Here is a 12,152-nt window from a genome sequence, read left to right as displayed (position 1 = left end):
TCTCACAGTCGTAGCACCGTCCACGGGGGAGGATGCCAGGTGGCACCACAGCGTTTCCACGAGCAGTTCCAGCACATCCAGCGCGCCATGCCGGACGTCCCGCTGACCATGGGACCGGACGCCTCGGCGGGCTTCCTCTACGAGAAGGGCGTCGTCCTCGTCCCGGACGGCGAGGAGGCCCCGTTCGTCGAGGACGCCGTGCGCGCCCACTTCACCGAGACCCGGGGCCTCGTCCCCGACCACGTGCGCCGCGAGGGCCCGCAGGCCGGCCGCACCGGCGTCACCCGGATCCGGGTCGGCCACCCGGAGGAGGGCGAGGACACCGTGCCGCATGCCCTGCGCGCCGTACGGCAGGCCGAGGACCGGCGGGGCCGCCGGCTGGCGGGACGCAACCACGTCCTGCACATCGCGGTCAACGCCTGCCCCGGCGACGAACCGGTGCCCGTCCCGCGCGGCGAACCCGCCAACCCGGCCGCCGCCGAGGGGAGCCACGACCCGGCCACCGCGGTCGGTGTGCTGGTCGTCGACACCGGCCTGGTGCGCGACCACCACCGCTACCCGCCGCTCGCCCACACCACGGGCGACGCCCAGCGGGCCGAGACCGACGCCGCCGGCGTGCTGCGCCAGTACGTCGGCCACGGCACGTTCATCGCCGGGATCCTCGCGGCCGTCGCGCCCAACACCGACATCACCGTGCGGGGCACGCTCAACGACGCCGGTGCCGTGCTGGAGTCGGAGTTCGGCGCGCTGCTCTTCGAGGCGGTCGACCGGGACGGCTGGCCGGACATCATCAGCCTGTCCGCCGGCACGCCCGGCAAGGACCCCCGCGGCCTGATCGGGCTGGACCCGTTCATGCGGGAACTGCGCGAGCGGCGCACCCTGCTGGTGGCCGCCGCGGGCAACAACGGCAGTGCCGTCCCGTTCTGGCCCGCCGCCTACGCCGGGCTGCCCGAGTACGCCGGCAGCGTGCTGTCGGTCGGCGCCCTGCGCGCGGACGGCGAGGGCGGCGCCTGCTTCACCAACCACGGCCCCTGGGTACGGGTGCACGCCCCCGGCGAGCGCCTCACCAGCGCCCTCACCGGCTTCGCCGCCCCGGTGCCGTACGTCTACCAGCACTCCACCTACGACGCCTGCCGGTTCGGCTCCGACGCGTACCCGTGCACCTGCCGGTACCCGGGCCACACGGGGGTGCTGAGCGAGGGCCTGGAGAGCACGGGCGGCAAACCGGACCAGGTGATGTTCGAGGGGATGGCGCAGTGGAGCGGCACCTCGTTCGCCACCCCGGTGGTCGCGGGGCTCGTCGCCGCCCGGATGACGCGGTACGGGGAACGCGATCCGCGGGCGGCCGGGGCCGCGCTGCTGGCGGCCGCCACGGACCGGGCCGAGGTGCGCGGGGCGTACGTCCCGGCGCTCTTCCCGCCCACGTGGCGCCCCGTGCCGGTCGCGCTCCCGGCGCTGCCGGTATGAGGGCCGGGACCCTCCGCTCCACGGCGTACGATGACGTGCCGTACACAAGGGGTGGAGTCGTGGACCGAACAGAGGTCGGCGCGCTGGTCCGGTCCGCCGTCGACGGGGACGCCGCGGCCTGGAAGGCGCTGGTGGAAGGGATGAGTCCGCTGGTGTGGTCGGTGGTGCGGGCCCACCGGCTCTCGGACGCCGACGGGCACGAGGTCTTCCAGACGGTGTGGTTCCGCTTCGCCCAGCACCTCGGCCGCATCCGCGAACCCGACAAGGCCGGTGCCTGGCTGGCCAGTACGGCCCGGCACGAGTGCCTGAAGGTGCTCAAGGGCCTGGCGCGGCTGACCCTGACCGACGATCCGCGGGTGCTGGACCGGGCCAGCGAGGAGCGGACGCCGGAGGAGTCGCTGACCGACTCGGAGGAGGCGGCGGACCGGGCCGAGCGGGTCCGCCGGCTGTGGCAGGAGCTGGACGGACTGGGCGAGCGCTGCCGGCAGTTGCTGCGCGTGCTGATGGCCTCGCCGCCGCCGAGCTACGGGGAGATCTCGGCCGCGCTCGGCATCGCGGTCGGCAGCATCGGCCCGCTGCGCCAGCGCTGTCTGCGCCGGCTGCGGGCCCGGATGGACGCGCGGGGTGCGCTGTGAACGGTGACGACGAGATGCCCGGGGAGCCGGACGAACTGGCGGACGAGCTGCTGGCGGAGGAGCTGCGGCGGTCCGCCGCCGTGTGGGACCCGGTCCCGCCCGAGCTGGTCCAGTCGGCCCTGGACGCGTTCGCACTGCACGACCTGGACGCCCGGCTCGCCGAGCTGGCCTTCGACTCGCTCGTGGACGCGCTGCCGGTCCGGGGGGCCCTGGACCCGCCGCGGATGCTCACCTTTCACGCGGGCGAGGTGACCGTGGACGTCGAGGTCACCGGGGACGGGCTGATCGGCCAGCTGCTGCCGCCGCAGTCCGCGCGGATCGAACTCCTCGGCGGTCCCGGTCACGTCCGCCCGCTCGCCACCGACCCCCTCGGCCGCTTCACCGGCGACCGGCCGCCCACCGGCCCGTTCGCCCTCCGCCTGCACACCGGCGCGGAGGTGATCGTGACGGAGTGGCTACGGGTGTGACGGCCCCGGCGCCCGCCCGGACCGGGCCGCCCTGTTCGGCCGGTGCCCGGGCCGGCACGCGGACCGGGACGGGGGCGCCCTCCGGTCCGGGCCCGCGCCCCGGCAGGCGGACGGTTGGCCGGGGGTCGTACGGGGGCGGGTCCGGGCGGGGGCGCATGGGCCCGGCCGCGGAGGCGGGCGTGCGGCCGCCCGCCGGGGCACCGGCGACGGGCACCGGCCTTGTGGCTACAGCCTGTCGACGAGTGCCGCCAGGGCCGCGGCCAGGTGGTCCAGGCCGGGGCCGGCCGGGCCGCCCGGTTCCGTCATGTAGGTGTCGCGGCGGATCTCCACCATCAGGGCGGCGACCCGGGCGTCCGTGCCGTAGAAGTCCAGCGGTACGTACGTCCCGGCGAACGGGCTGTCCAGTCCCGTCCCGCCGCGGCCGGCGAACGCCTCGCGGGCGGCCTCGGCCAGCGCCGGCGGGGTGTGGAAGGCGTCCGTGCCGAGGCACACCGGCGGACGCGGCCCGGTGCCGTGCAGCTCGTAGGGGAGCGGCTCCGTCGGGTACGAGTGCACGTCGATGATCACGGCGCGGCCGGTCGCTGCCAGCCGGCCGGCCACCGCCTCGGTCATGGCCCGGGCGTACGGCCGGAAGTACCGGGCGAGCAGCGGCTCCGGGTCGGTGTCCGCGGGCCGCAGCACGGCCCGGTGCGTGGTCCGCGTGTACACCGCGCCCATCCCGGCCGCCGCCATCTCCTCCCGCTCGTCCGGGAACCGCTCCGGGTCCACGACCAGCCGCGACAGCCGGTTGACGAACCGCCAGGGCCGCACCCCGGCGAGCGCGGCGGCCCGCTCGGCCAGCTCGGCGGTGTGCGCGTCCGTGATGTGGTCCAGCTCCCGCTTGAGCCCGCCGTCGTCCAGCACGATCCCGGCGCGCACGTCGTCGGGTATCGCCCGCGCGGAGTGCGGCACGTGCAGCAGCACGGGGGAGTCCGCGGCGCCGGGCAGGAGGTCGAACGGGGTCACGGGCTGCTCCAGGGGGTCGTCGGTGGCATCGTGCGCGATCACGGTGCCACACGCCACCGACAACGGGCCCCGGCCCGCACGACCGCGGGGGGGGGGGGGGGGGGGGGGGGGGGGGGGGGGGGGGGGGGGGGGGGGGGGGGGGGGGGTGGGGGGGGGGGGAGGGGGGGGGGGGGGGTGGCGGCGANNNNACGTACCCCCCCCCCCCCCCCCCCCCCCCCCCCCCCCCCCCCCCCCCCCCCCCCCTCTCCCTCCCCCCCCCCCCCCCCCCCCCCCCCCCCCCCCCCCCCGCCCCCCCCCCCCCCCCCCCCCGGGGTGGCGGGGTGCCGCGGGCGTCAGCTCAGGGACGCCAGGACCTCGTTCCAGGTCGCCGACGGGCGCATGACGGTGTCCGCCTTGGCCTTGTCGACCTGGTAGTAGCCGCCGATGTCGGCCGGCTCGCCCTGGACGGCGTTCAGCTCGTCCACGATCGTCCGCTCGTTCGCGGCCAGCGTCTCGGCGAGCGGCGCGAACGCCTTCGCGAGGCCGGCGTCGTCGGTCTGCCGCGCCAGCTCCTGCGCCCAGTACAGGGACAGGTAGAAGTGGCTGCCGCGGTTGTCGATGCCGCCCACGCGCCGGGTCGGGGACTTGTCCTCGTTGAGGAAGGTCGCCGTGGCGCGGTCCAGGGTGTCGGCGAGGACCTTGGCGCGGGTGTTGCCGGTGGCCGCCGCGTACTGCTCGAAGGACGGCACCAGGGCGAAGAACTCGCCGAGGGAGTCCCAGCGCAGGTAGTTCTCCTTGACCAGCTGCTGGACGTGCTTGGGCGCGGAGCCGCCGGCGCCGGTCTCGAACAGGCCGCCGCCCGCCATCAGCGGGACGACCGACAGCATCTTGGCGCTGGTGCCCAGCTCCAGGATGGGGAAGAGGTCGGTCAGGTAGTCACGCAGGACGTTGCCGGTGACGGAGATGGTGTTCTCGCCGCGGCGGATGCGCTCCACCGACAGCTTGGTGGCCTCCACCGGGGACAGGATCCGGATGTCCAGGCCCTCGGTGTCGTGCTCCGGCAGGTACTGCTCGACCTTGGCGATCAGGTTGGCGTCGTGGGCGCGCTCCTCGTCCAGCCAGAACACCGCCGGGTCGCCGGTGGCGCGGGCGCGGGTGACGGCCAGCTTGACCCAGTCGCGGATCGGGGCGTCCTTGGTCTGGCAGGCGCGGAAGATGTCGCCCTGCGCGACCGGCTGCTCGATCAGGACGTTGCCGGCCTGGTCGACCAGGCGCACGGTGCCCGCGGCCGGGATCTCGAAGGTCTTGTCGTGGGAGCCGTACTCCTCGGCCTTCTGCGCCATCAGGCCGACGTTCGGCACCGAGCCCATGGTGGACGGGTCGTAGGCGCCGTTGGCCCGGCAGTCGTCGATGACGGCCTGGTAGACACCGGCGTAGGAGGAGTCCGGGATGACGGCGAGGGCGTCGTGCTCCTGGCCGTCGGCGCCCCACATGTGGCCCGAGGTGCGGATCATCGCGGGCATGGAGGCGTCGATGATGACGTCGGAGGGCACGTGCAGGTTGGTGATGCCCTTGTCGGAGTCGACCATGGCGAGGGCCGGGCCCTCGGCGATCTCGGCGTCGAAGGAGGCCTTGATCTCGGCGCCCTCGGGCAGGCTCTCCAGGCCCTTGAGGATGCCGCCGAGGCCGTCGTTCGGGGTGAGGCCGGCCGCCTTGAGGGTCTCGCCGTACTTCGCGAACGTCTTCGGGAAGAACGCGCGCACCACGTGGCCGAAGATGATCGGGTCGGAGACCTTCATCATCGTGGCCTTCAGGTGCACGGAGAACAGGACGCCGTCCTGCTTGGCGCGGGCGACCTGCGCGGCGAGGAACTCGTTCAGCTCGGCCACGCGCAGGACGGAGGCGTCGACGACCTCGCCCTCGAGGACCGGTACGGAGTCCTTCAGGACGGTGGTGGTGCCGTCCTCGGCGGCCAGCTCGATGCGCAGGGTGCCGGCCTCGGAGATCACCACGGACTTCTCGGTGGAGCGGAAGTCGTTCTCGCCCATGGTCGCCACGTTGGTCCTGGACTCGGAGGACCAGGCGCCCATGCGGTGCGGGTGGGTCTTGGCGTAGTTCTTCACCGAGGCCGGGGCGCGGCGGTCGGAGTTGCCCTCACGCAGCACCGGGTTGACGGCGGAGCCCTTGACCTTGTCGTAGCGGGCGCGGATCTCGCGCTCCTCGTCGGTCTTCGGGTCGTCCGGGTAGTCCGGCAGCGCGTAGCCCTTGCCCTGGAGCTCGGCGACGGCGGCCTTCAGCTGCGGGATGGACGCCGAGATGTTCGGCAGCTTGATGATGTTGGCCGCCGGGGTCTTGGCCAGCTCGCCCAGCTCGGTCAGCGCGTCCGGGATGCGCTGGTCCTCGTTCAGGTACTCCGGGAAGACGGCGATGATGCGCCCGGCCAGCGAGATGTCGCGGGTCTCCACGGGCACACCGGCCTGCGAGGCGTACGCCTGGATCACCGGCAGGAACGAATGCGTCGCCAGGGCCGGGGCCTCGTCTGTGTAGGTGTAGATGATGGTCGAGTCAGTCACCGGGTGCTCCGCTCCACGTCTGCAACATTGCTCGACATCAAGATATCTCGTGATCGGCGTCCGCTCGACAGGGGTCCGGGCCGGAAATTCCGCCGCCCGCCGTCTCGCGCGCGATCCAGCGGCAGATCATCTCTACGACGTACATGTGTTCGACGCGGGTCAGCTCCCGGCCCTTGGGGATGCCGTGCCAGCGTTCGAGACAGCCCCGGCAGCAGGTGGCGGTCGCGTGCTGGGCCACGAACACCGGATGGCCGCGGTACGGGGTCTGCCGGCCGTCCTTGCGCGGCCGGGCCGGCGCCAGCCGTGCGGCGATCAGGTCGTAGGCGTGCCACCGCAGGGTCGCCGGCCCCTTCAGCCGCGCGGTCGCCAGCTCCCGGCCGCGCAGCCGGAACCGCGCCCGGAACGGCTGCCGCGCGAGCGCGTCCAGCCGCCGGTCGAGCGCGCGGGGGCCGTCGGCGGGGGAGGTCACGCCTTCCGAGCATACGACCCCTCGCGGCGCTTTCCCGGCCGTCGCCCTACTCGGCCGCCGGCGCCCCCGAGACGGCGTCCTCGCCGCTGCGCTGCTGCGGGATGGTCACCGGGCCCTGCTGGAGGGCCACGGTGCGGGTGGGGGCCGGGATCCGGATGCCCTCGGCGCGGTAGCGGCGGTGCAGGCGCTTGATGAACTCGTGCTTGATCCGGTACTGGTCGCTGAACTCTCCCACGCCGAGGATCACCGTGAAGCCGATCCGGGAGTCGCCGAAGGTGTGGAAGCGGATGGCGGGCTCGTGGTCTGGCATCGCGCCCGTGACGTCCCGCATCACCTCCGCGACCACCTCCGCCGTCACCCGCTCCACGTGCTCCAGGTCCGAGTCGTAGCCCACCCCGACCTGCACCAGCACGGTCAGCTCCTGTTCGGGCCGGGTGTAGTTGGTCATGTTGGCCTTGGCGAGCTGGCCGTTGGGGATGACCACCAGGTTGTTGGAGAGCTGGCGGACCGTCGTCTGGCGCCAGTTGATGTCGACGACGTAGCCCTCCTCGCCGCTGCTCAGCCGGATGTAGTCGCCCGGCTGGACGGTCTTGGAGGCGAGGATGTGGATGCCCGCGAAGAGGTTGGCGAGCGTGTCCTGGAGGGCCAGCGCGACGGCCAGACCGCCGACGCCGAGGGCGGTGAGCAGCGGCGCGATGGAGATGCCCAGGGTCTGCAGCACGACCAGGAAGCCGATGGCCAGCACCAGTACCCGGGTGATGTTGACGAAGATGGTCGCCGAGCCCGCCACCCCCGAGCGGGACTGGGTGACCGAGCGGACCAGGCCGGCGACGACCCGGGCCGCGGAAAAGGTCACCACGGCGATCACCCAGACCTGGAGCACCTGGTCGATGTGGTGCTGCACGGCCCCGGTGAGCGGCAGCACCGCCGCGGCCGCCGCCGTGCCGCCCGCGATGGCCGCCCAGGGCACGACCGAGCGCAGCGCGTCCACGATGACGTCGTCCCCGCTCCAGCGGGTCCGCTTGGCGTGCCCCGCGAGCCAGCGCAGCAGGGTGCGCGACATGAAGGCGAGCGTCAGGCCCGCCGCCAGGGCGATTCCGGCGAGGACCAGGTCGTCCAGGGTCAGCATGCGGTTCACCGGTCACCTCCGGGGCGCCGGGCGGCTGTGGGGGGCCGGTTGTGAAGTCTCGTCACGTTGTCACCTGCTCGATGTCCGGGATGTGCGACCGCGCCGGCCGGAGGAACTCCGGGAACCGGCGCGTGCGTTCATCCTGCCGCATCCCGCACGCCCGTTCGTCACCGCGGCGGCGTCGCCGGCCGTCCGCTCAGACGATGCCTTCCGCGAGTTCCGCCTGGTCACGGTCGCTGCCGTAGGCGGCGGCGGTGGGGGTGCCGTACGACCGGCGGGCGACGAACCACCAGACGGTGGCGAGGACCAGGACCGCGGCGAGGGCGACGGAGGCGTAGTTCATCGTGTCCGCCGTGACCGGCGACGCCTGCGGCAGGCAGAACAGGACGGTCACGCACGCCACCCACACGACCGCGATCCACCCCACCGGTCTGCTCCAGCGGCCCAGGTGCCACGGCCCCGGACGGAAGCGGTCGCCCGCGCGCAGCCGCAGGAGGACGGGGATGGCGTAGGCCGGGGTGATGCCGATGACGTTGATGGCGGTCACCGCGTTGTACGCCGTCGCCGAGTACAGCGACGGCAGCGCGAGCACGCAGGCCACGACCACGGACAGCCAGACCGCGGCGACCGGGGTCTGGGTGCGGCCGCTCACCTTGCGCCACAGGTGCGAGCCGGGCAGCGCGCCGTCCCGGCTGAACGCGAACACCATCCGGCTGGCCGCGGCGACCTCGGCGTTCCCGCAGAACAGCTGGGCGACGATCACGACCAGGAGCAGGGCGCTGGCGCCGTCGGTGCCGAGGCCGTCCAGCATGATCTGGGCGGGCGGCACGCCGGTGTCGGTGGTGCGCGTGGCGTCGTAGTCCTGGATGGCGAAGGTCAGGCCGGCCAGCAGCACGAAGCCCGCGAGCCAGGACACCCAGATGGCGCGGACGATGCCCCGCGAGGCGGCCACCGAGGCGTGTGCGGTCTCCTCCGACAGGTGGGCGGAGGCGTCGTACCCGGAGAAGGTGTACTGCGCGAGCAGCAGGCCGATCGCCGCCACGTACAACTGGTTGTCCCAGCCGGTCTCGTTGACGAACTCGGTGAACACGAAGGACGCCGACTGGTGGTGGTCCGGGACGATCACCAGCGCCCCCACGATCAGCGCCACGCCCGTCAGGTGCCACCACACGCTGACCGAGTTCAGCAGGCTGACCAGGCGCACGCCGAACAGGTTCAGCACCGCGTGCAGCAGCAGGATGGCGCAGAAGATCAGCATGGTCCTGCCGGGCGTCGGCACGAAGCCCCACTGGAGGTTGGCGAACGCCCCGGCGAACAGGGCGGCGCCGTAGTCGATGCCGGCGATCGCGCCGAGCAGGCCCAGCAGGTTCAGCCAGCCGGTGTACCAGCCCCAGCGCCGGCCGCCGAGCCGGTCCGCCATGTAGTACAGGGCGCCGGAGGTCGGGTAGGCGCTGGTCACCTCGGCGAGCGCGAGGCCGACGCACAGCACGAACAGGCCGACGCCGGCCCAGCCCCACAGCATCACGGCCGGGCCGCCGGTGTTCAGGCCGAAGCCGTACAGGGTCATGCAGCCGGACAGGATCGAGATCACCGAGAAGCTGATCGCGAAGTTGCCGAAGCCGCCCATCCGGCGGGCCAGCACCGGCCGGTAGCCGAGTTCGCGCAGGCGCTGCTCCTCGTCCTGCTGCGGCAGCCCCGGGGAGGGCACGGGCGAGGGTTCGGGGGTGGGGGACACGCGGGGGACCTCCGGGGTCATGGTTGCCGAACGGTTGTCGAACTGACGTGCTCGTGCCGGACGTTCAGGGGCGGGAGTCCTCCGCGGCGGCCCGGCAGCGGTCCCGGGCCTGCGCGAAGACCTCCACCGCGCGGTCCCGGTCCCGGGTGCGGTACATCCAGGGCGGCGGCGTGAAGTACGGGCCGATCGCCTCGAAGACGCGGGCCGCGTCCGTGAACTGGTGGGAGCCCCAGAGCGCGTGCGCCAGGTGGTTGAGGTCCGGCAGCGCGCGCTCGCCGGGCCGTGTCCGGTCGAACCAGGCGTCCAGCGCCCGCCGCGCCTCCCGGGCCGCCTCCTCCGCCACCCAGTGCAGGTCCAGTGCCGCGTCGTGCCCGCTGTCCCGGCGGTAGCGCTCCACCCGCACGTACAGCGGCAGCAGGTGCAGCGCCGAGCCGGGCGGGGCCTGGCCCGCCGCCCACTGCGCGTACCCGGACGCCTCCGCGAGCCGCCCCGAGCCGCCGCGCACGTACAGGAACTGGAGCATCCGGTGGTGGGCCTCGCGGTTGAACGGGTCGCGCCGGCCCGCCTCGGCCAGCAGCCCCCAGGGGCCCGGCGGCAGCATCGGCTCCGGCGGGGCGGCCCGGTGCTCCTCCCAGCGCTGCTCCGGGTCGAGCTGGGCGAGCGCCAGCAGGCACACCCAGGGCACCGGGTCGCTCGGCGCGGCCGCGGTGGCCGTCTGGGCCGCGTCCCACGCCTCGATCCACAACTCGTGGGTGCGCCGGTGCCTCTCGCGCCGGGCCCGCAGCGCCCGCTCCACGCCGACCCGGGCGTGCATCACCGCCGCGTGCACGCTGTCCGGCTCCTCGGCGAGCCAGGCCCGCACCACGTCGGTGCCGGCCGCGGCCGTGGCCAGCACCTGCGTGCGCTGCGTCCACCGCCACCACTGCGTGGTCTCCGCCAGCAGCGCGCGCATGGCCATCCAGCGGCCGGTGCGCAGCTCCTGGAGCGCGGCCCGCAGCGCGTGGTCGGGGCCGGCGGGATCGTAGGAGGGACGGCCTCCGTCTCTGGCCATCAGCCGCCGGCCCCCGGCCGCCGGCGCACCTGACGTGGCAACAGCCCTCCCCTGGGCGGTGAATGTGGTCTCGCGTGGTCGGCGGTCACTATAGAGGCGACTGTTCGACCTATCCATTGTTGCCAAGTCAACCATCCGGAAAGGCCAGTTGACATACCGGACGGCATCCCGTGACGGCGCCGGCCCGCCGGCCGCAAGAGCTTGACGCCGGGACCGCCGCGACGGCAGGCTGGCGCGGTGATCTTCAGGTCCGCAGCGGGGGACGCGCGATGACGGGGCCGGTGCTCGCCGTCGACCAGGGCACGTCCGGCACCAAGGCGCTCGTCGTCTGCCCCGAACGCGGTGTCCTCGGCACCGGCTTCGCCGGGGTCCGCCCCCGCCACCTGCCCGGCGGCCTGGTCGAGGCGGACCCGGGCGAGCTGTACGACTCGGTGGTCGAGGCCGGCCGGCGCGCGCTCGCCGAGGCCGGCGAGGACGTCGTCGCGCTCGGCCTCGCCAACCAGGGCGAGACCGTCCTCGCCTGGGACCCGGCCACCGGCCGCCCGCTCACCGACGCCCTGGTCTGGCAGGACCGGCGCGCCGAGTCCGTCTGCGCGGAACTCGGCGATCACGCCGAGGAGCTGCGGCAGCTGACCGGGCTGCCCCTCGACCCGTACTTCGCCGCGCCCAAGATGGCCTGGATCCGCCGCCACCTCACCCGCGACGGCGTCGTCACCACCTCCGACGCCTGGCTGGTGCACCGCCTCACCGGCGCCTTCGCCACCGACGCCGCCACCGCCGGCCGCACCCAGCTGCTGGACCTGGACCGCACCGAGTGGTCCCCGCGCGCCCTCGACCTGTACGGCCTGGCCGGCGAGGCACTGCCCGAGGTCACCGACAACGCCCACCCGGTCGGCACCACCACGGCGTTCGGCCCCGAGATCCCGCTCACCGCCCTGATCGTGGACCAGCAGGCCGCCCTCCTCGCCCAGCGGATCACCGGCCCCGGCGCCGTCAAGTGCACCTACGGCACCGGCGCGTTCCTGCTCGCGCACACCGGCGACCGGCCCCGGCGCGGCACGTCCGGCCTGGTCTCCTGCGTCGCCTGGCGGCTCGCCGGACAGCCCGGCTACTGTCTGGACGGCCAGGTCTACACGGCCGCCTCCGCCGTCGGCTGGCTCACCGGACTCGGCGTCCTCTCCTCCGCCGCCGACCTCGACCCCGTCGGCGCCACCGTCCCCGACAGCGGCGGGGTCACCTTCGTCCCCGCCCTCGCCGGGCTCGCCGCCCCCTGGTGGCGCGGCGACCTGCGCGGCTCGCTGACCGGGCTCGGCCTCGACACCACCGCCGGGCACCTGGTGCGCGCCCTGTGCGAGGGCATCGCCGCCCAGGTCGCCGAGCTGGCCGAGGCCGCCGCCGCGGACCTGGGCGCGCCCCTGGACACGCTCCGCGTCGACGGCGGCCTCACCCGCTCCGCGCTGCTCATGCAGACCCAGGCCGACCTGCTGCAACGCCCGGTCGAGGTGTCCGCGCTGCCCGACGCCACCGCGCTCGGCGCCGCCGCCCTCGCCCGTCTCGGGGGGGGGGGCGGGGGGGGGGGGGGGGGAGAACTGCCCTGCTGGGGGGGTGCCGCCTTGTTCGCGCACCCCACCCCCTCCCACCG

Annotated in this window: 10 protein-coding genes; 4 read left to right on the top strand and 6 right to left on the bottom strand. The window is 74.4% G+C overall.

All coding sequences use genetic code 11. From position 1 onward, the window contains the following. Positions 1 to 39: 39 nt before the first annotated feature. The 3 genes from ACZ4W9_RS01310 to ACZ4W9_RS01300 are packed head-to-tail and all read left to right on the top strand — an operon-like array spanning position 40 to position 2,569. Positions 40 to 1,467: a S8/S53 family peptidase gene (locus tag ACZ4W9_RS01310; RefSeq protein WP_467932364.1), complete on the top strand. Its 1,428-nt coding sequence runs from the start codon at positions 40 to 42 to the stop codon at positions 1,465 to 1,467. Next, positions 1,464 to 2,102 (top strand): RNA polymerase sigma factor, encoded by a 639-nt coding sequence (locus ACZ4W9_RS01305; protein WP_467932362.1) that lies wholly within the window; start codon positions 1,464 to 1,466, stop codon positions 2,100 to 2,102. The genes ACZ4W9_RS01310 and ACZ4W9_RS01305 overlap by 4 nt, the downstream gene beginning before the upstream one ends. A gap of 14 nt (positions 2,103 to 2,116) precedes the next feature. Beyond that, positions 2,117 to 2,569, top strand: coding sequence for a hypothetical protein (locus tag ACZ4W9_RS01300; protein WP_467932428.1), 453 nt, complete (start codon positions 2,117 to 2,119; stop codon positions 2,567 to 2,569). Between the two features lie 225 nt (positions 2,570 to 2,794). On the opposite strand, the gene ACZ4W9_RS01295 is transcribed toward ACZ4W9_RS01300, so the two are convergent. The 6 genes from ACZ4W9_RS01295 to ACZ4W9_RS01270 form a co-directional block, all read right to left on the bottom strand. Further along, positions 2,795 to 3,574 carry an N-formylglutamate amidohydrolase gene (locus ACZ4W9_RS01295; RefSeq protein WP_467932427.1) on the bottom strand — a complete coding sequence of 260 codons (780 nt, stop codon included), beginning with the start codon at positions 3,572 to 3,574 and terminating at the stop codon, positions 2,795 to 2,797. A gap of 332 nt (positions 3,575 to 3,906) precedes the next feature. Continuing rightward, positions 3,907 to 6,126 carry an NADP-dependent isocitrate dehydrogenase gene (locus tag ACZ4W9_RS01290; protein ID WP_467932361.1) on the bottom strand — a complete coding sequence of 740 codons (2,220 nt, stop codon included), beginning with the start codon at positions 6,124 to 6,126 and terminating at the stop codon, positions 3,907 to 3,909. Positions 6,127 to 6,163: 37 nt separating this feature from the next. After that, the gene (locus tag ACZ4W9_RS01285; RefSeq protein ID WP_467932360.1) at positions 6,164 to 6,595 is read right to left on the bottom strand and encodes a DUF4186 domain-containing protein; all 432 of its coding nucleotides are present in this window, start codon (positions 6,593 to 6,595) and stop codon (positions 6,164 to 6,166) included. A 46-nt stretch (positions 6,596 to 6,641) separates the two neighbouring features. Further along, a complete protein-coding gene (locus ACZ4W9_RS01280; protein WP_467932358.1) occupies positions 6,642 to 7,733 on the bottom strand; it encodes a mechanosensitive ion channel family protein in 1,092 nt (363 codons plus the stop codon). A gap of 187 nt (positions 7,734 to 7,920) precedes the next feature. Further along, a complete protein-coding gene (locus ACZ4W9_RS01275; RefSeq protein ID WP_467932357.1) occupies positions 7,921 to 9,480 on the bottom strand; it encodes an amino acid permease in 1,560 nt (519 codons plus the stop codon). A 43-nt stretch (positions 9,481 to 9,523) separates the two neighbouring features. Further along, positions 9,524 to 10,510 carry a hypothetical protein gene (locus tag ACZ4W9_RS01270; RefSeq protein WP_467932356.1) on the bottom strand — a complete coding sequence of 329 codons (987 nt, stop codon included), beginning with the start codon at positions 10,508 to 10,510 and terminating at the stop codon, positions 9,524 to 9,526. A 269-nt stretch (positions 10,511 to 10,779) separates the two neighbouring features. Here ACZ4W9_RS01270 and ACZ4W9_RS01265 point away from each other — a divergent pair. Continuing rightward, on the top strand, positions 10,780 to 12,152 hold a 1,373-nt coding region (locus ACZ4W9_RS01265), incomplete at its 3' end, for an FGGY family carbohydrate kinase (RefSeq protein ID WP_467932354.1).

It is taken from the genome of Streptomyces sp. NPDC029296 (assembly GCF_055569255.1).
This window is presented reverse-complemented; position numbering and strand designations above follow the sequence as displayed.

Excerpts from the sequence above, each read along its gene's own strand:
- ACZ4W9_RS01305 (WP_467932362.1), top strand. The coding sequence starts at position 1,464 with ATGAGGGCCGGGACCCTCCGCTCCACGGCGTACGATGACGTGCCGTAC.
- ACZ4W9_RS01275 (WP_467932357.1), bottom strand. The coding sequence starts at position 9,480 with ATGACCCCGGAGGTCCCCCGCGTGTCCCCCACCCCCGAACCCTCGCCC.
- ACZ4W9_RS01300 (WP_467932428.1), top strand. The coding sequence starts at position 2,117 with ATGCCCGGGGAGCCGGACGAACTGGCGGACGAGCTGCTGGCGGAGGAG.
- ACZ4W9_RS01270 (WP_467932356.1), bottom strand. The coding sequence starts at position 10,510 with ATGGCCAGAGACGGAGGCCGTCCCTCCTACGATCCCGCCGGCCCCGAC.